We start from the raw sequence: 17,322 nt of genomic DNA, 5'->3' as shown, positions 1-17,322 counted from the left end.
AATTTCCCCCCGCACCCCCCAATCTTTTGTCTGTCAGTCAGGAGGGGGGCTCAGCCCTTGCGGCGGTTGGCGTTCTCGGGAATGAAGGGCGACCAGTTCTCGGCCTTGATCGCCGTCGGCGTCTTGTAGACGACGTTGAACTGGCCGTTCTCCATGATCTCGCCGATCATCACCGGCTTCGACAGGTGGTGGTTGTCGAACATCTCCTCGGTGTAGCCGCAGGGAGCCTCCACCTTCTGGCCGTACATGGCGCCGCGCACGGCATCGACCGCGGTGGTCTTGGCCTGCGTCACCGCCTGCGCCCACATCCGGAAGCCAGTGTAGGTGGCCTCCATGGGGTCGTTGGTGACGCGCTTCGGGTTCTTGATGTAGCTGGCCCACATCGCCTTGAACGCCGTGTTCACCGGGCTCTCGACGCTCATGAAGTAGTTCCAGGCGGCCAGGTGGCCGACCAGCGGCCTGGTGTCGATGCCGGCCAGCTCCTCCTCACCCACCGAGAAGGCGACGGAGGGGATGTCCTCGGCCTTGATGCCCTGGTTGCCCAGCTCGCGGTAGAACGGCACGTTGGCGTCGCCGTTGATGGTGGAGACGATCGCCGTCTTCTTGCCCTGGTTGGCGAAGGCCTTCACGCGGCTGACAATGCCCTGCCAGTCGGAATGGCCGAAGGGGGTGTATTCCTCCAGGATGTCCGCATCCGCGATGCCCTTGCTGTTCAGGTAGGCGCGCAGGATGCGGTTGGTGGTGCGCGGATAGACATAGTCGGTGCCGAGCAGCGCGATGCGGCGGGCGGCGCCGCCATCGTCGCTCATCAGGTACTCGACGGCGGGAATGGCCTGCTGGTTCGGCGCGGCGCCGGTGTAGAAGACGTTCTTCGACTGCTCCTCGCCCTCATACTGCACGGGGTAGAAGAGCAGGCCGTTCAGCTCCTCGAACACCGGCAGCACCGACTTGCGGGAGACCGAGGTCCAGCAGCCGAAGGTGACATCCACCTTGTGCACCTGCAGCAGCTCGCGCGCCTTCTCGGCGAAGAGCGGCCAGTTGGAGGCGGGGTCCACCACCACCGCCTCGACCTTGCGGCCGAGCAGCCCGCCCTTGGCGTTGATGTCCTCCACCATCATCAGCACCGTGTCGCGCAGCGCCGTCTCGCTGATCGCCATGGTGCCGGAGAGGGAGTGCAGCACGCCCACCTTGATCGGCCCGCTGCCCTGGGCGAGGGCGGGGCGGAGGGCCGGCAGCGCCAGCGTGCCGGCGGCGCCGGCCAGCAGGGCGCGGCGAGAGAAGGGGGTCCGGTGGATCATCGGTCGCTCTCCTGCGGGCGGCGGGGAGCCGCCTGGCGTGTGGGCGCCAATCTCCGGTCACTTCCCGCGGAATCGTATACGTCAAATGACGTAGGCGGGCGGCGCTTGACGCTGCCTCCGCCCCCGCCCCACTCTCCTCCTGCCCCGCTCTCTCCCCGTTTCGTCCTGGACCCCGCAGCCCCCGATATGGCCACCCGCCAGCGCATCCTGCGCATCCGGCGCGACTACAACCGCTGGGTCGCCGACGAGACGATGGAGGACTACGCGCTGCGCTTCACCGCGGTCAGCGCGCGCAAATGGTCGGCCTTCCGGGTGGCCAACACGGCGCTGGGCTCCATCTCCTTCCTGGCGCTGGAGGCGATCGGCGGGGCGCTGACCGTCGCCTATGGCTTCACCAACAGCGTCGCCGCCATCCTCTTCGTCTCGGCGCTCATCTTCGTGGCCAGCCTGCCCATCTGCCTGAACGCGGCGCGGGCGGGGGTGGATATCGACCTGCTGACCCGTGGCGCCGGCTTCGGCTATATCGGCTCCACCATCACTTCGCTGATCTATGCCAGCTTCACCTTCATCTTCTTCGGCATCGAGGCGGTGATCCTGGCGGACATGCTGGAGAGCTTCTTCGGCGTGCCGCTCTGGCTCGGCTACCTCGCCTCCGCCGTGGTGGTGGTGCCGCTGGTCACGCATGGCATCACCTTCATCAGCCGGGTGCAGACCTGGACGCAGCCCGTCTGGCTGGTGCTCAACGTCCTGCCGCTGATCGCCCTGCTGGTGGCGCATCCGGACTGGCTGGAAGGCTGGACGCACTATGCGGGCGAGCAGGGCCGCGCGGGGTTCGACCTGCTGGCCTTCGGCGCCGCCGCCTCCGTCCTCTTCGCGCTGATCACCCAGACGGGGGAGCAGGTGGACTACATCCGCTTCCTCCCCCCGCGCGACACGCAGCGCCCCTGGGTATGGTGGGCGGCGCTGCTGGCCGGCGGCCCGGGCTGGATCGCCTTCGACGTGCTGAAGCTCCTGGCCGGCTCCGCCCTTGCCTATGCGGCGCTCCAGGCCGGCCTCTCCGCCACCCAGGCGGTGCAGCCGGCCGAGATGTACCGCCTGGCCTTCGGCGCGCTGATCGCCTCGCCCGGCGTGGCGCTGGCGGTCACGGCGGCGTTCGTCGCCCTGTCGCAGATCAAGATCAACGTCACCAATGCCTATGCCGGCTCGCTCGCCTGGTCCAATTTCTTCTCGCGGCTGACGCACAGCCATCCGGGGCGGGTGGTGTGGCTGGTGTTCAACATCGCCGTGGCGCTGCTGCTGATGGAGCTTGGCGTCTACAACACCATCGAGCAGGTGCTGTTCGTCTACTCCAACGTGGCGGCGGCCTGGATGGGCGCGCTGGTGGCCGACCTCGCCGTCAACAAGCCTTTGGGCCTCAGCCCGTCGGGCATCGAGTTCAAGCGGGCGCATCTCTACGACGTCAACCCGGTGGGCGTCGGCAGCATGGCGCTCTCGGTGCTGGCCTCCTTCCTGGCCTATTACGGCGTGCTCGGCGCCGGGCCGCAGGCCTTCGCCACCTTCATCGCCTTCGGCACAGCCTTCGCCGCGGCGCCGGCCATCGCCTGGGCCACCGGCGGCCGCTACTACCTGGCGCGCAAGCCGCGCGCCGCCTGGGCCGCGCGGCCCGCCCTGCAATGCGTCATCTGCGAGCACGCCTTCGAGCCGCGCGACATGGCCTATTGCCCCGTCTACACCGGCCCCATCTGCTCGCTCTGCTGCACGCTCGACGCCCGCTGCGGCGATGGCTGCAAGCCGCATGCCCGGCTCTCGGCGCAGATCATGACGCCGCTGCGCGCCGCCCTGCCGGAGGGCGTAATGCGCGCGCTGACCACGCCGGTCGGCTCCTTCATGGTGGTGTTCCTGGCCTTCGTCGCCACCATCAGCCTCGTCTTCCTCGGCATCCGCGCGCAGACGCCGGGCAGCCCGCATCTCGACACCGCCTTCTGGAAGGCCTTCTTCGTGCTCGCCGTCATCGGCGGCATCGTCGCCTGGACGCTGGTGCTGGCGCGCCAGTCCCGCCTCGTGGCGCAGGAGGAGACGCGCCGCCAGACCAGCCTGTTGATGAGCGAGATCCGCGCCCACAAGCGCACCGACGCCGCCTTGCAGAAGGCCAAGGAGGTGGCCGAGCGCGCCAACCAAGCCAAGAGCCGCTACGTCATCGGCATCTCCCATGAATTGCGCTCGCCGCTCAACGCCATCCTCGGCTACGCCCAGCTGCTGGAGCGCGACCCCGCCATCCCCGAGCGGCGGCGCGACGGTGTGCGCACCATCCGCCGCAGCGGCGAGCATCTGGCGGCGCTGATCGAGGGGCTGCTCGACATCTCCAAGATCGAGGCCGGGCGGATCGAGCTGTACCGCGACGAGGTGCGGCTACCCGAGTTCCTCGACCAGATCGTGCAGATGCTGCGCCTTCAGGCCGAGGCCAAGAGCATCGCCTTCGCCTTCGACGCGCCGGAGCGGATGCCGGAGGTGGTGCACACCGACGAGCGGCGGCTGCGGCAGATCCTCATCAACCTGCTCTCCAACGCCATCAAGTTCACCCGCGCGGGCGGCGTCACGCTGCGGCTGCGCTTCCGCTCGGAGGTCGCCGAGTTCGCGGTGATCGACACCGGCATCGGCATCGCCGAGGCGGACCTCGCCCGCATCTTCGAGCCCTTCCAGCGCGGCGAGAACAGCCACGCCCCCTCCACCCCCGGCGTCGGCCTCGGCCTGACCATCACCAAGACGCTGACCGAGGTGATGGGCGGCGAGATCTCCGTCCGCTCCACCCTCGGGGAAGGCAGCACCTTCCGCGTGCGGCTGCTGCTCTCGGGCAAGGTGGGCGCGCCCGTCCTGCCCGAGCGGCGCGTCACCGGCCGCGCCGGGGCGCGCCGCCTCGACGTGCTGGTGGCCGATGACGACCCCGCCCACCGCGCCCTGATCGCCGACCTGCTGGCCCCGCTCGGCTTCACCGTGCGCCTCGCGGCCGATGGCGCCGAATGCCTGCGCCTGGCCGAGGACCGCGCGCCCGACCTGTTCCTGCTCGACATCGCCATGCCCGGCATGACGGGCTGGGAGCTGGCCCGCCGCCTGCGCGAGGAGGCGCTCCAGGAGGCGCCCATCATCATGGTCTCGGCCAATGCGCTGGAGCTCGGCCCGCCGCCCGGCCGGCGCGACGGCACCCGCCACCATGACGACGTGCTGCCCAAGCCGCTCTCCATCCCGGCGCTGCTGGAGAAGGTGGGCGTGCTGCTCGGCATCACCTGGACCTTCGCCGAGGCCGAGCCGCCGCCCGCCCCGCCCGCCGGCGCCGCGGCGCGGCTGACGCCGGCCCAGGCCGCCAATCTCCGCCAGCTCGCCGCCATCGGCTATGTGGGCGGCATCCGCGAGCGGCTGGACGCGCTGGAGGCGGAATGCCCCGAGGCCGCCCCCGCCATCGCCGTGCTGCGCGGCCATGTCTCCGAATACCGGCTGGACGCCTTCCTCGCTGCCCTGCCGCCGGAGGCGGCCTTTCCGGAGCCATCGCCAGAGGCGGCCCATCGGGAGCTATCGCCGGAGGCGACCCGTCAGGGGCCATCGCCGGAGGCGGACCCTCCGAAGCCGCGGCCGGAGGATGCGGAATGAGCCTGGTGGAACGGCGCGACATCGTGCTGGTGGTGGACGACGCCCCCGGCACGCTGGGCCTGCTGAACGACACGCTGGAGGGCGCGGGCTACATGGTGCTGGTGGCGCAATCCGCCGCCGCCGCCATGGCCGTCATCGAGCGCATCACCCCCGACATCGTGCTGATGGACGCGGTGATGCCCGGCATGGACGGCTTCGAGGCCTGCCGCCGCATGAAGCGCAACGCCACGCTGCTCTCCGTGCCCGTCATCTTCATGACCGGCCTGACCGAGAGCGAGGATGTGGTGCGCGGCTTCGACGCGGGGGGCGTGGACTACGTCATCAAGCCCGTGGTGCCGGACGAGGTGGTGGCGCGCATCAGCGCCCACCTCGCCAATGCGCGCCTCACCCGCAGCGCCCATGCGGCGCTCGATGTCGCAGGGCGCTTCCTGCTGGCGGTGGACCGCGAGGGCATCCTGCTCTGGGCCACGCCGCAGGCGGCGGGGCTGCTGCGCGCCGCCGGGGCCACGGGGGAGGCGGACGCGCCGGCCGGGCTGCGCCTGCCCGGCTGGGCGCCGCTCGCGCCCGGCGAGGCGCCCCGCCTGCCCCCCGTGCCGCTGCCCGACGGGCGGCGCGCCGAGTTCCACCATGTCGGCCAGATCGCGCCCGACGAGCTGCTGCTGCGCATCACCGCCTCCGACCCGCGCGCGGAGGAGACGCTGCTGCGCGAGCGGCTCGGCCTCACCGCGCGGGAGGCGGAGGTGCTGCTCTGGCTCGGCCGCGGCAAGAGCAACCGCGACATCGCCGAGATCCTGGTGATGAGCCCGCGCACGGTGAACAAGCATCTGGAGACGGTGTTCACCAAGCTCGGCGTCGAGAACCGTGCCTCGGCCGCGGCGCTGGCGGTGCGGGTGCTGGGCGGATGACGCGGCACGGCTCTTGCTGGCGTCCCGGCCGATGGATGCCTTGCCAGAACGGGCGCGCATGACCGCGCCCCTCCCCCGCCACCAGCGCGCCCATGGCCGGGCCGAGCTCGGCTTCGCGCACACGCCGCGCGGCACGGTGCTGCGCCATCTCTACCACGCCGCGCCGCTGCGCGTGCTCTTCCCCACGCCGGAGCCGGGCGAGCCGCCCATGGCGGCGCTGGTCAATGTCGGCGGCGGGCTGGCGGGGGGCGATTCGCTGGAGGTGGCGGTGGAACTGGCCGCGGAGGGCACCGCCGGGATCACCACGCCCGCGGCCGAGAAGATCTACCGCAGCCTGGGCGATGACAGCCGCATCGCCACCACCCTCACGGTGACCGAGGGCGCCACGCTGGAATGGCTGCCGCAGGAGACCATCCTGTTCGACGGCGCCCGTCTCGCCCGCCGCATGGAGGCGCGCCTCGCCCCCGGCGCGCGGCTGCTGGCGGCCGAGATGCTGGTCTTCGGCCGCGCCGCGCGGGGCGAGCGGCTGGAGAGCGGCGCGCTGTTCGATTCCTGGCGCCTCTGGCGCGGCGGCCGGCTGGACTGGGCGGACGCCACCGACCTCGGCCCCGCCCCCGGCGCGCGGCTCGGCCACCGCTTCGGCTTCGGCGGCGCGGGTGCCGGCGCGCTGCTGCTGCTCGCCGCCTCCCCGGCCGAGGCGGAGGCCGGGCGCGCCCTGCTGCGCGCGGCGGGCCATGCCGCGACGCTGCCCCGCCCCGGCCTGCTGCTGGCCCGCTGGCTGGGCGAGGCCATGGCGGTGCGCGGCGCGCTTTCCGCCGCGCTGCCGCTTTTGCGGGCAGGCGTGCTCGGCCTTGCCCCGTCCCTGCCCCGGCTGTGGACGAGCTGAGCAACCCCGCGCGACAATGCGCCCCAGCATTCCAGGGATGGCCCCATGCACCTGACCCCCCGCGAAAAGGACAAGCTGCTGATCGCCATGGCGGCGGAGGTGGCCCGCAAGCGCCTGGCGCGCGGCGTCAAGCTGAACCACCCGGAGGCCATCGCGCTCATCACCGACCATGTGGTGGAGGGCGCGCGGGATGGCCGCACGGTCGCCGAGCTGATGCGCGACGGCGCCACCGTCCTGACCCGCGCGCAGGTGATGGAGGGCATCCCCGAGATGATTCACGACATCCAGGTGGAGGCCACCTTCCCCGACGGCACCAAGCTCGTCACCGTCCACAACCCCATCCGCTGAGGAGCGGCGCCATGATTCCCGGAGAGATCATCCCCGCCCCCGGCGAGATCGTGCTGAACGCCGGCCGCGAGGCGGTGGAGATGACGGTCGCCAACACCGGCGACCGCCCCGTGCAGGTCGGCAGCCACTACCATTTCTTCGAGACCAACCCGGCGCTCGACTTCGACCGCGCTGCCGCGCGTGGCCTGCGGCTCGACATCCCCGCCGGCACCGCCATCCGCTTCGAGCCGGGGCAGAGCCGCGTGGTGCGGCTGATCCCCTATGCCGGCGGGCGCGTGGCGCACGGCTTCCGCGGCCTTGTCGAGGGGGCGCTCTGAGCATGGCCAACCGCATCTCCCGCGCAGCTTACGCCGGCATGTACGGCCCCACCACGGGCGACCGCGTGCGCCTGGCCGACACCGAGCTCTTCGCCGAGGTGGAGCGCGACCTCACCACCTATGGCGAGGAGGTGAAGTTCGGCGGCGGCAAGGTGATCCGCGACGGCATGGGGCAGTCCCAGGTGACGCGCGCGGGCGGCGCGATGGACACCGTCATCACCAACGCGCTGATCATCGACCACAGCGGCATCTACAAGGCCGATGTGGGCCTCAAGGACGGGCGCATCGCCGCCATCGGCAAGGCCGGCAACCCGGACACCCAGCCGGGGGTGGACATCGTCATCGGGCCGGGCACCGAGATCATCGCCTGCGAGGGGCGCATCCTGACGGCGGGCGGCATCGACCCGCATATCCACTTCATCTGCCCGCAGCAGATCGAGGAGGCGCTGGCCTCGGGCGTCACCACCATGTTCGGCGGCGGCACCGGCCCGGCGCATGGCACGCTGGCCACCACCGCCACGCCAGGCCCCTGGCACATGGCCCGGATGCTCCAGGCGGCCGAGAGCTTCCCGATGAATCTCGGCTTCCTCGGCAAGGGCAACGCCGCCCGGCCGGAGGCACTCGAGGAACAGATCCGCGGCGGCGCCTGCGGCCTCAAGCTGCACGAGGACTGGGGCACCACGCCCAAGGCCATCGACACCTGCCTCCGGGTGGCAGACGCGTTCGACATCCAGGTCGCCATCCACTCGGACACGCTGAACGAGAGCGGCTTCGTCGAGGAGACGATCCGCGCCATCGGCGGCCGCGCCATCCAGGCCTTCCACACGGAGGGTGCCGGCGGCGGCCACGCGCCGGACATCCTCCGCGTCATCGGCGAGCCGAACTTCCTGCCGAGTTCCACCAACCCGACCATGCCCTACACGGTGAACACCGTGGACGAGCATCTCGACATGCTGATGGTCTGCCACCACCTCGACCCGCGCATCGCCGAGGACGTGGCCTTCGCCGAATCCCGCATCCGCCGCGAGACCATCGCCGCCGAGGACATCCTGCACGACCTCGGCGCCATCTCGATGATGTCCTCCGACAGCCAGGCGATGGGCCGCGTCGGCGAGGTGATCATCCGCACCTGGCAGACGGCGCACAAGATGAAGCTGCAGCGCGGCCGCCTGCCCGGCGAGCAGGGCGAGAACGACAATCTCCGCATCCGCCGCTACATCGCCAAATACACCATCAACCCGGCCATCGCGCAGGGCATCTCGGCCCATGTCGGCAGCCTCGAGGTCGGCAAGCTGGCCGATCTGGTGATGTGGAGCCCGGCCTTCTTCGGCGTGAAGCCGGAGATGATCCTGAAATGCGGCTCCATCGCCATGGCGCCGATGGGCGACCCCAACGCCTCCATCCCGACGCCGCAGCCGGTGCATTACCGCCCGATGTTCGCGGGCTATGGCAAGGCGATGAACGCCAGCGCCGTCACCTTCGTCTCTGGCGCCTCGCTGGAGCGTGGCGGCCTCGCCGGGCGGCTCGGCCTCGCGCGGGCGCTGCTGCCGGTGGCGAACACCCGCCGCATCGGCAAGCGGGACATGGTGCTGAACGACGCCCTGCCGCGCATCGAGATCGACCCCGAGACCTACGAGGTGCGGGCCGATGGCGAGCTGCTGATCTGCGAGCCGGCCAAGGTGCTGCCGATGGCGCAGCGGTACTTTTTGTTCTGAAGGCTGGGGGAATGAATTCCCCCAGGCCCCCTTCTTTTTTCTGCAAGCTGCCGGTCCTGGCGGAGACGACGAACGCGATGAATGAAGCCACCCTTCCCCGCGCCACGCAGATCCTTCCCGCCGGGCAATGGCAGGCACGCACGGCGCGCGACGCCGTGACAGTGGATTTCGACGACCGCCACCGCCGCCGCAAGCGCTACACCGGTGAGCGCGGCACCAGCTTCCTGCTCGACCTGCCCGAGGCCACCGTGCTGCGCGATGGCGACGGGCTGCTGCTGGAAGGCGGCGGCGTCATCCTCGTGCGCGCCGCGCCGGAGCCACTGATAGAGATCCGCGCGCGGGACGGGCTGCACCTGATGCGCCTGGCCTGGCATCTCGGCAACCGCCACCTCCCCGCCGAGATCGGCGCCGAGCGCATCCTGATCCGCGCGGACCATGTCATCGAGCGGATGCTGCTGGGCCTCGGCGCTACCCTGGCCAGGGTGGAGGCACCCTTCAACCCCGAAGGCGGCGCCTATGGCGAGCACAACCGCCACGCCGGCCATCACCACCACGAGCACGGCCACGACCATGGCGACGGCCACCACCACCATCACTGAGGGGGAGGCGCTACAGCGCCTGCTCACCTGGCTCTCGCCCGCCTACCCGGTCGGCGCCTACACCTACAGCCACGGGCTGGAGATGGCGGTGGAGGACGGCGCGGTGCGCGACCGCCAGGGCCTCGCCGACTACATCGGCGCGGTGCTGGAAGCGGGTGCCGGGCGCATCGACGGCGCGCTGCTCGCCGCCGCCCACCGCGCCGCCAGCGCGGAGGACGACGCGGCGCTGGACGATGTGGCATCGCTCGCCGCAGCCTGGCGCGGCACCGCCGAGACGGCGCTGGAGACCATTGCGCAGGGCACCGCCTTCCTGAAGGTGACCAACGCCGCCTGGCCGGATGCGCGGCTCGCCGCCTTCACCGCCCGCCAGGGCGGCAGCGTGGCGCACCCGGTGGCCTTCGGTGCCGCCGCGGCGTGGCACGGGTTGCCGCTGCGCATGGCGCTGTTCGGCTTCCTCTCCGCCTTCGCGGCCAATCTTGTCTCGGCCGGCGTGCGGCTGGTACCGCTCGGCCAGACGGACGGGCAGATCACGACAGCCGCCCTGCTGCCCGTCCTGGAAGCCGCGACGGAAGCCGCCCTCGCCGCCGATCCGGAGCGGCTGGGCAGCGCCGCCCCCGTGCTCGACCTCTTCTCCATGCGCCACGAGACGCAATACACGAGGCTCTTCCGCTCATGAGCATTTCCGCCAACGGCCCCTTCCGCGTCGGCATCGGCGGCCCCGTCGGCTCCGGCAAGACGGCGCTGACCGAGCGCCTGTGCAAGCACCTGCGCGACACGCACAACATCGCCGTCATCACCAACGACATCTACACGCGCGAGGATGCCGAGTTCCTGACGCGCAACGACGCGCTGGCGCCGGAGCGCATCATCGGCGTGGAAACCGGCGGCTGCCCGCACACCGCCATCCGCGAGGACGCCTCGATCAACCTCGCCGCCGTGGCGGAGATGGAGGCGCGCTTCCCGGGCCTCGAGATCCTGCTGATCGAGAGCGGCGGCGACAACCTGGCCGCCACCTTCAGCCCGGAACTCGCCGACCTCACCATCTACGTCATCGACGTCTCGGCCGGCGACAAGATCCCGCGCAAGGGCGGCCCCGGCATCACCCGCTCCGACCTGCTGGTGATCAACAAGATCGACCTCGCCCCGCTTGTCGGCGCCGATCTCGGCGTGATGGACCGGGATTCGAGGAAGATGCGCGGCCAGCGCCCCTTCATCTTCACCAACCTCAAGGCATTGCAGGGTGTCGCCGAGATCGCCGATTTCATCCTGGAATCCGGCGGCATCGCGAAGCGCGCCGCATGATAACCGGAACCGACCTGCTGCTGGTGGTGGACGTGCAGCCGGACTTCATGCCCGGCGGCGCGCTCCCCGTGCCGGAGGGCGACGCGGTGCTGCCGGTCATCAACGGGCTGATGCCGCGCTTCGCCAACATCGCCGCGACGCAGGACTGGCACCCGGCGGACCACGCCTCCTTCGCCAGCCAGCACCCCGGCAAGCAGCCCTTCGGGACCGTCACGCTGGAGTATGGCGAGCAGGTGCTCTGGCCGGACCACTGCGTCCAGGGCACGCCGGGCGCCGCGCTGCACCCGGCGCTGGAGACGCGCGGCCTCCAGATGGTCATCCGCAAGGGCTTCCGGCGCGGCATCGACAGCTACTCGGCCTTCCGCGAGAACGACCGGCGCACCCCCACCGGGCTGCACGGCTACCTGCGCGCGCGCGGCATCACGCGCGTCTTCATCGCCGGTCTGGCGCGCGGCTATTGCACGGATTTCAGCGCGGAGGCTGCGGCGGAACTCGGCTACCAGGTTGTGCTGGTGGAGGATGCCTGCCGCGGCATCACGCCGGAGGCGACCGCGGCGGGGACGGAGCGTCTGCGGAGCCGGGGCGTTCGCTTCCTGTCGAGTGACAGGATCTGAAGGGCCACCGGCCGCCACTTCACGGCGCGGGCGTGGCCATCATCCCGGCTGCTTCCGCAACCGGCTTCTTGCTGGCGCGCAGGTCGCCATAGCAGCGGCTGCAGGTGGCGATCTCGTCGTGCCGGCGCGCGGCCAGTTTGGCACGGACATCCTCCCGCCTTGGATCGGCCAGAACCTCACGCAGCGTGCCGGCTGCCATCTCCCCGATGGGCACGATACGCTGAAAATCCTGGCAGCAGATCATCACCCTGCCATCGGCATCGATGATCAGATCGTCCACGACCGTCGGCCCGCAGCGGATTCTCTTCGGGTTCAACGCGAGAGACTCGAAGAGGCTGCGATCCTCGGCGCAGCGGCTGCTAAGGGGGTCGAAGGTGACGCTTCTTGCGCCGTTCTCCAGGAACCAGCGGCGGATGGCCGGCAGTTCCTGCTGATTCAGGCGGCTGACGGGAACGCTGACATGAACCCGCCCGGGGAACGCTGCGAGGATCTGAGCATATTTCGGAAAGACCCGGCTGAAGCGCAGGGGCTTCATCAGCAGATTATAGGTCTCCTCCGACAGAGATTCGCAGTGCAGGGAAAGGATGGCATCCGAGGCGCGGAGTTGACCGTGGCGCTCCGCATGAAAAGCCGCGCCGTTCGTATTCAGCACGATCTCAACCTCCGGAAAGAGCTTCCGGGCATAGGCGGTGCGGGCCACGATATGAGGATCAACCAGAGAATCGCCAAAAAGGCCGAAACTGATCTGGCGGGCGATCGGGATGCCAAGCTGGGCGATGCCATCCATGATGGCGTGATAGAGCGGCATCGGCATGTGCTGGCGCGGCACATGGCCGGTCTCTGCCTTCCCGGTCGGGCAATGCAGGCAGGAGGCATTGCAGATGCTGGTGGTGCCAATATTCACGTAGCGCAGATGGGTTGGCAGGCCCGGGATGGCCGGCCGCAGAACCTGCCTGAGTTGGGCCACCTCCCGCTTGGCATCGGCGCAGGCGGGATCGAGTTCACAGGCCTTCCTGTAGTGCTGGAGGGCTTCGGCCGGCTGGCCCAGCAACTTAAGGGCATGGGCGATCTGCAAGTGGATATCGGCATCATCGGGCCGCGAGGCCTCCGCCTGCCGGTACGCCGCCAATGCGGCCTGCACATCACCCGATTCCTTCAGGACGTGGCCATACTGCACCCGGATTGCTGTCAGGAAAGGCTGGCGCCGGAGGGCCGCTGCATAGGCATCCCGCGCCGCTGGCCAGTCACGCCTGTCGCGCGCTTCGTCGCCTTGGCGAATCCGGTATTTCGTCAGGCTGAACAACACCATTATCCAAATTCATTTTGGAAATGGTGCCATTCCGGCGCCGGACTGACAATATTCCCGCAGCCTTGGTACTCATCGTGATGCCGGGAGAGGCTCGATGGCGCCTTCTCCCGGCGCCTGCTTCAACCCTGCACCGTCTTCTGCGTCTGCTCGCCCAGCCCCTGGATGCCGAGGCGGATGGTCTGCCCCACCTTCAGGTACACCGGCGGCTTCTGCCCCAGCCCCACGCCCGGCGGCGTGCCGGTCGAGATCACATCGCCCGGATGCAGGGTGATGAAGTGGGAGACATAGGAGACCAGCTTCTCCACGCCGAAGATCATCGTGCGCGTCGAGCCGTCCTGGTAGCGGTGCCCATCCACCTCGCAGAACATGGAGAGGTTCTGCGGGTCCGGCACCTCGTCCCTGGTCACCAGCCAGGGGCCGAGGGGGCCGAAGGTGTCGTGGCCCTTGCCCTTGTCCCAGGTGCCGCCGCGCTCGGCCTGCCACTCGCGCTCCGAGACGTCGTTGCACACGGCATAGCCCGCCACATGCGCCATCGCGTCGGCCTCGGAGACGCGCTTGGCGCGGGTGCCGATGATGACGGCCAGCTCCACCTCCCAGTCGGTCTTCACGCTGTCCGGCGCGATCTCCACGTCATCGTTCGGCCCCTGCAGCGCGCCGAGCGACTTGAGGAAGACGATCGGCTCCTTCGGGATGGCCGCGCCCGTCTCCGCCGCGTGGTCGGCATAGTTGAGGCCGATGCAGACGAAGTTCTTCATTCCCGCCACCGGCGGGCCAAGGCGCGGATCGCCGCCCACCATCGGCAGGGTGGTGGGGTCGAGCGCGGCGAGGCGCGCCAGCCCCTCGTCGGAGAGAACCTCGCCCGCCAGGTCCGGCACCACGCCGGAGAGATCGCGGATCTGGCCATCGGCGTCCAGCAGGCCCGGCTTTTCCTGGCCCGGCGGGCCGTAGCGCAGCAGCTTCATCGTTCAGCGTTTCCCTAAGCTCAGTTGGTCCAGCCGCCATCGATGACGATGGCCTGCGCGGTGACGAAAGCCGATTCCGGCGCGGAGAGATAGACCACCAGGGCGGCGATCTCCTCCGGCGTGGACAGCCGCCCCATCGCCTGGCGGCCGACGAAGGCGGCGCGCGCCGCCTCCAGCCCGCCCGCCGCCTGCGCGTTGGCCGCGATCCGCTCGCCGAGCGAGGGGGTGTCGACCGTGCCGGGGCAGACGCAGTTGCAGCGTATGCCCTTGGCCACGTAGTCCGCCGCCACGCTCTTGGTCATGCCGACCACGGCGGCCTTGGTGGCGCCATAGACGAAGCGGTTGGCGACGCCCTTCACCGAGCCGGCGGCCGAGGCCATGTTGACGATGGCGCCGCCCCCCTGGCCCAGCATGCCCGGCAGCGCCGCCTGGATCACCTTCCATTGAGACCGCACGTTCAGCGCGAAGGCGAAGTCCCACTCGGCATCGGTGCAGCTCAGCACGTCGTTCTGGTGGACGAAGCCGGCGCAGTTGAACACCACGTCGAACGGCCCGTGCGCGGCGATGGTGGATTTCACCGCCGCGTCGTCCAGCACGTCGAGCGCCTGCACGGTGATCCCCGGGCGCGCGAGGTCGGCGAGCTTCGCCGCGTCGCGATCGGTGGCCACCACCGTGGCGCCCTCGGCGGCATAGGCCAGCGCCGTGGCGCGCCCGATGCCCTGCCCCGCCGCGGTGACGAAGCAGTGCAGCCCCGCGAGACGGCCGGCCATGGAAGAAGGGCTGGCCATCAGTGGTTGTGGCGGCTCTCGCCGCGCGTCTCGAGGATGTTGAGGTAGAGCGTCGCCGGCTCCAGGCAGCCGCCGGTGCCGAGCTGGCCGACCATGGAGCGGTAGATCTCCTCCCATGGGGTCTTGTGCTGCAGCTTCGGCGGCGTCCAGGCGGCGCGGCGGGCGGCCATCTCCTCCTCGGAGATCAGCAGGTCCACCTTGCGGGTTTTCAGGTTGATGCGGATGCGGTCGCCCGAATTCATCAGCGCAAGGCCGCCGCCCACCGCCGCCTCGGGCGAGACGTTGAGGATGGAGGGGCTGGCGGAAGTGCCGCTCTGCCGCCCGTCGCCCATGGTGGGCAGGCTGTGCAGCCCCGCCTTGATCATGGCGCCGGGGGGCTGCATGTTCACCACCTCGGCACTGCCCGGGTAGCCCACCGGGCCGCAATTGCGGATGACCAGCACGGTGTGCTCGTCGACGCCGAGATCGGGGTCCTCAATGCGGTCGTGGTAGTCCTCCGGCCCCTCGAAGACGATCACCTTGCCCTCGAACACATCCTCCGGGTCGGAGAGGAAGCGCTTGCGGAACTCGGCGTCGATGACGCTGACCTTCATCACCGCGCTCTCGAACAGATTGCCCGACAGCACGACGAACCCGGCCTGCTCCTTCAGCGGCTGCGCATAGGGGCGGATCACCTCGCGGTCCGGCAGCGGCGCGCGCCTGAGGTCTTCCTCCAGCGTCTGGCCGGTCACCGTCCTGACGCCGAGGTGGAGCTTGCCGGCATCGGCCAGCTCCTTCATCACCGACTGCACGCCGCCGCCCCGGTAGAACATCTCGCCGAGGAACCGCCCGGCGGGCTGGCAATCGACCAGCAGGGGCACGTCGGCGCCGACGGTCTGCCAGTCCTCCGTCGTCAGCTCCACCCCCATGTGGCGGGCGATGGCCACGAGGTGCGGCGGGCAGTTGGAGGAGGCGCCGATGGCGCTGGCCAGCACGATGGTGTTCTCGAAGGCCTCGCGCGTCATGATGTCGCTGGGCCGCAGGTTCTCGCGCACCATGTCGACGATGCGCATGCCGGTGGCGTGCGCCATCTGGCCGCGCTCGCGGTAGGCGGCGGGGATCGAGGCGCAGCCGGGCAGCGACATGCCCAGGGCTTCCGCCAGGCTGTTCATGGAGAGCGCCGTGCCCATGGTGTTGCAGTGGCCGACCGAGGTGGCGCTGCTCGCCACCATCTGCATGAAGCCGTCATAGTTGATCTCGCCGGCGGCGAGCAGCTTGCGCGCCTCCCAGACGATGGTGCCGGAGCCGGAGAGCCGGCCCTTCCAGTGCCCGTCCAGCATCGGCCCGCCGGAGAGCACGATGGCGGGGATGTTCACCGTGGCGGCGCCCATCAGGCAGGCGGGGGTGGTCTTGTCGCAGCCCGTGGTCAGCACCACCCCGTCCAGCGGGTAGCCGTGCAGGATCTCCACAAGCGAGAGATAGGCCAGGTTGCGGTCCAGCGCCGCGGTGGGGCGCTTGCCGGTCTCCTGGATCGGGTGGATCGGGAATTCGAGGGGGATGCCGCCGGCGTCGCGGATGCCCGCCTTCACCCGCTCCGCCAGCGCCAGGTGGTGCCGGTTGCAGGGGGCGATGTCGCTGCCGGTCTGGGCGATGCCGATGATCGGCTTGCCCGACTGCAGCTCGCCGCGCGTCAGGCCGAAATTCAGGAAGCGTTCGATGTAGAGCGCCGTCATGCCCGGGTCTTCCGGGTCGTCGAACCAGCGCTGGCTGCGCAGCTTGAAGCTCTTCTTGGTCTGATCCATCAGAGGCGGTCCCCGCTTCTCCCACTGGAGCGCAGGGTCCGCCGCCGGGCACGGCACTGTCAATGCGGCGGCCCGCCGGCGGCCGGAAAAAGCCGCCGCGGCCGTGCCCGGATCAGCCGGCCTTGCCGTCCTCGTCCTCGTCCTCGGGCGGGAGCGTCACCGGCTCGCCGAGGTCGGGGTCCAGGCCGGCGGCGATGGCAGCCTTGCGGCGGGCCTTCTCCTCCTCGCGCTGCTGCGCCTTGGCCTCGGCCTTGGCCTGCTTGGCGCGGTTCCGCTCGGCCCGTTGCTGGCCGTAATTGGGGATGCGTGCCATGGAAGGGGCGCCCTCACTCGCTGGGACAGGGATAAGGGGAGGCTTGCACAGCCCCCCGAAACGAGGCGAGCCGGGCGTCGCCATCGGCGCACCCGGCTCGCGATTCGTGGGGAGCCCCGCCGCGTGGCGGCGGCAGGGCCGGCCTGCCTCAGACCTGCTTCAGGTTGCCGGCAGAGACCTTGCCCTCGCGGCCGCGCTGCAGCTCGAACTCCACGCGCTCGCCTTCCTGCAGGCCCTGCAGGCCGGCACGCTGCACATCGGAAATGTGCACGAACACGTCCTTCGAGCCGTCCTCCGGCTGAATGAAACCAAAACCCTTGGTCGGGTTGAACCACTTCACGGTACCGATGGGCATCGCGGTGCTCCGTCAGAATGCGTTGCCGCCGCGCGACATGCACGGCGGATCAACTTCGAATGGGAACGGGCACCAGGCACGCTACGTCCCCGCGCGAGCGCGGGATGGGCGAGCTGGGACAGCAAGCCGAACCAAAACAAACAGTCGACACGTCCTATGTAGGGGCATGGGTTGGCTTCCACAACCGG

General features: G+C 70.2%; 17 protein-coding genes. 10 read left to right on the top strand and 7 right to left on the bottom strand.

From position 1 onward, the window contains the following. Window positions 1-50: 50 nt before the first annotated feature. Entirely contained in the window at window positions 51-1,298 is a 1,248-nt protein-coding gene (gene urtA, locus CR165_RS08760) for an urea ABC transporter substrate-binding protein (RefSeq protein ID WP_109516590.1), read from the bottom strand. Between the two features lie 186 nt (window positions 1,299-1,484). On the opposite strand from urtA, the gene CR165_RS08755 reads away from it, so the two are divergent. The 10 genes from CR165_RS08755 to pncA all read left to right on the top strand — a co-directional run bounded on the left by CR165_RS08755 (window position 1,485) and on the right by pncA (window position 11,626). Continuing rightward, window positions 1,485-4,940, top strand: a complete 3,456-nt coding sequence (locus tag CR165_RS08755; protein WP_109516589.1) for a hybrid sensor histidine kinase/response regulator — start codon at window positions 1,485-1,487, stop codon at window positions 4,938-4,940. Continuing rightward, window positions 4,937-5,845: a response regulator transcription factor gene (locus CR165_RS08750; RefSeq protein ID WP_109516588.1), complete on the top strand. Its 909-nt coding sequence runs from the start codon at window positions 4,937-4,939 to the stop codon at window positions 5,843-5,845. Before CR165_RS08755 ends, CR165_RS08750 begins: the two co-directional genes overlap by 4 nt. Before the next feature lie 58 nt (window positions 5,846-5,903). Then, complete coding sequence (locus CR165_RS08745) at window positions 5,904-6,731, top strand: urease accessory protein UreD (RefSeq protein WP_181378066.1); 828 nt, start codon at window positions 5,904-5,906, stop codon at window positions 6,729-6,731. A 45-nt stretch (window positions 6,732-6,776) separates the two neighbouring features. Then, entirely contained in the window at window positions 6,777-7,079 is a 303-nt protein-coding gene (locus tag CR165_RS08740; RefSeq protein WP_109516586.1) for an urease subunit gamma, read from the top strand. An 11-nt stretch (window positions 7,080-7,090) separates the two neighbouring features. Then, a complete protein-coding gene (locus CR165_RS08735) occupies window positions 7,091-7,396 on the top strand; it encodes an urease subunit beta (RefSeq protein WP_109516585.1) in 306 nt (101 codons plus the stop codon). Window positions 7,397-7,398: 2 nt separating this feature from the next. Next, a complete protein-coding gene (gene ureC, locus CR165_RS08730; RefSeq protein ID WP_109516584.1) occupies window positions 7,399-9,111 on the top strand; it encodes an urease subunit alpha in 1,713 nt (570 codons plus the stop codon). A 77-nt stretch (window positions 9,112-9,188) separates the two neighbouring features. Then, window positions 9,189-9,710: an urease accessory protein UreE gene (locus CR165_RS08725; protein ID WP_109516583.1), complete on the top strand. Its 522-nt coding sequence runs from the start codon at window positions 9,189-9,191 to the stop codon at window positions 9,708-9,710. Next, window positions 9,628-10,386, top strand: a complete 759-nt coding sequence (locus tag CR165_RS08720; protein ID WP_456316313.1) for an urease accessory protein UreF — start codon at window positions 9,628-9,630, stop codon at window positions 10,384-10,386. The genes CR165_RS08725 and CR165_RS08720 overlap by 83 nt, the downstream gene beginning before the upstream one ends. Next, entirely contained in the window at window positions 10,383-11,012 is a 630-nt protein-coding gene (ureG, locus tag CR165_RS08715) for an urease accessory protein UreG (protein ID WP_109516581.1), read from the top strand. Before CR165_RS08720 ends, ureG begins: the two co-directional genes overlap by 4 nt. Then, window positions 11,009-11,626: a bifunctional nicotinamidase/pyrazinamidase gene (gene pncA / locus CR165_RS08710; RefSeq protein WP_109516580.1), complete on the top strand. Its 618-nt coding sequence runs from the start codon at window positions 11,009-11,011 to the stop codon at window positions 11,624-11,626. Before ureG ends, pncA begins: the two co-directional genes overlap by 4 nt. Before the next feature lie 19 nt (window positions 11,627-11,645). On the opposite strand, the gene CR165_RS08705 is transcribed toward pncA, so the two are convergent. The 6 genes from CR165_RS08705 to CR165_RS08680 form a co-directional block, all read right to left on the bottom strand. Then, on the bottom strand, window positions 11,646-12,935 hold the full coding sequence (locus CR165_RS08705) for a radical SAM/SPASM domain-containing protein (RefSeq protein ID WP_109516579.1): 1,290 nt from the start codon (window positions 12,933-12,935) through the stop codon (window positions 11,646-11,648). Between the two features lie 119 nt (window positions 12,936-13,054). Next, on the bottom strand, window positions 13,055-13,897 hold the full coding sequence (locus CR165_RS08700) for a fumarylacetoacetate hydrolase family protein (protein ID WP_109516578.1): 843 nt from the start codon (window positions 13,895-13,897) through the stop codon (window positions 13,055-13,057). A 20-nt stretch (window positions 13,898-13,917) separates the two neighbouring features. Continuing rightward, window positions 13,918-14,667 carry an SDR family oxidoreductase gene (locus CR165_RS08695; protein ID WP_109516577.1) on the bottom strand — a complete coding sequence of 250 codons (750 nt, stop codon included), beginning with the start codon at window positions 14,665-14,667 and terminating at the stop codon, window positions 13,918-13,920. A gap of 17 nt (window positions 14,668-14,684) precedes the next feature. Continuing rightward, entirely contained in the window at window positions 14,685-16,466 is a 1,782-nt protein-coding gene (locus CR165_RS08690) for an IlvD/Edd family dehydratase (protein WP_109516576.1), read from the bottom strand. Between the two features lie 112 nt (window positions 16,467-16,578). Further along, complete coding sequence (locus CR165_RS08685; RefSeq protein WP_109516575.1) at window positions 16,579-16,779, bottom strand: hypothetical protein; 201 nt, start codon at window positions 16,777-16,779, stop codon at window positions 16,579-16,581. A gap of 148 nt (window positions 16,780-16,927) precedes the next feature. Then, the gene (locus CR165_RS08680) at window positions 16,928-17,134 is read right to left on the bottom strand and encodes a cold-shock protein (protein ID WP_109516574.1); all 207 of its coding nucleotides are present in this window, start codon (window positions 17,132-17,134) and stop codon (window positions 16,928-16,930) included. Between the last annotated feature and the right edge of the window lie 188 nt (window positions 17,135-17,322).

Origin of the sequence: Teichococcus aestuarii (genome assembly GCF_003116135.1) — a bacterium.
Lineage (GTDB): Bacteria > Pseudomonadota > Alphaproteobacteria > Acetobacterales > Acetobacteraceae > Pseudoroseomonas > Pseudoroseomonas aestuarii.
Note: the sequence above shows the minus strand (reverse complement) of the source record. Positions and strands in the feature narration are given on the sequence as shown.

What these genes read in the sequence shown, in the direction of transcription:
- CR165_RS08685 (WP_109516575.1), bottom strand. Translation starts at nt 16,779, where the DNA reads ATGGCACGCATCCCCAATTACGGCCAGCAACGGGCCGAGCGGAACCGC.
- CR165_RS08735 (WP_109516585.1), top strand. Translation starts at nt 7,091, where the DNA reads ATGATTCCCGGAGAGATCATCCCCGCCCCCGGCGAGATCGTGCTGAAC.
- CR165_RS08700 (WP_109516578.1), bottom strand. Translation starts at nt 13,897, where the DNA reads ATGAAGCTGCTGCGCTACGGCCCGCCGGGCCAGGAAAAGCCGGGCCTG.
- CR165_RS08725 (WP_109516583.1), top strand. Translation starts at nt 9,189, where the DNA reads ATGAATGAAGCCACCCTTCCCCGCGCCACGCAGATCCTTCCCGCCGGG.
- CR165_RS08750 (WP_109516588.1), top strand. Translation starts at nt 4,937, where the DNA reads ATGAGCCTGGTGGAACGGCGCGACATCGTGCTGGTGGTGGACGACGCC.
- CR165_RS08680 (WP_109516574.1), bottom strand. Translation starts at nt 17,134, where the DNA reads ATGCCCATCGGTACCGTGAAGTGGTTCAACCCGACCAAGGGTTTTGGT.
- CR165_RS08705 (WP_109516579.1), bottom strand. Translation starts at nt 12,935, where the DNA reads ATGGTGTTGTTCAGCCTGACGAAATACCGGATTCGCCAAGGCGACGAA.
- CR165_RS08690 (WP_109516576.1), bottom strand. Translation starts at nt 16,466, where the DNA reads ATGGATCAGACCAAGAAGAGCTTCAAGCTGCGCAGCCAGCGCTGGTTC.
- ureG (WP_109516581.1), top strand. Translation starts at nt 10,383, where the DNA reads ATGAGCATTTCCGCCAACGGCCCCTTCCGCGTCGGCATCGGCGGCCCC.
- CR165_RS08755 (WP_109516589.1), top strand. Translation starts at nt 1,485, where the DNA reads ATGGCCACCCGCCAGCGCATCCTGCGCATCCGGCGCGACTACAACCGC.
- ureC (WP_109516584.1), top strand. Translation starts at nt 7,399, where the DNA reads ATGGCCAACCGCATCTCCCGCGCAGCTTACGCCGGCATGTACGGCCCC.
- pncA (WP_109516580.1), top strand. Translation starts at nt 11,009, where the DNA reads ATGATAACCGGAACCGACCTGCTGCTGGTGGTGGACGTGCAGCCGGAC.
- CR165_RS08740 (WP_109516586.1), top strand. Translation starts at nt 6,777, where the DNA reads ATGCACCTGACCCCCCGCGAAAAGGACAAGCTGCTGATCGCCATGGCG.
- CR165_RS08720 (WP_456316313.1), top strand. Translation starts at nt 9,628, where the DNA reads ATGGCGAGCACAACCGCCACGCCGGCCATCACCACCACGAGCACGGCC.
- CR165_RS08695 (WP_109516577.1), bottom strand. Translation starts at nt 14,667, where the DNA reads ATGGCCGGCCGTCTCGCGGGGCTGCACTGCTTCGTCACCGCGGCGGGG.
- CR165_RS08745 (WP_181378066.1), top strand. Translation starts at nt 5,904, where the DNA reads ATGACCGCGCCCCTCCCCCGCCACCAGCGCGCCCATGGCCGGGCCGAG.
- urtA (WP_109516590.1), bottom strand. Translation starts at nt 1,298, where the DNA reads ATGATCCACCGGACCCCCTTCTCTCGCCGCGCCCTGCTGGCCGGCGCC.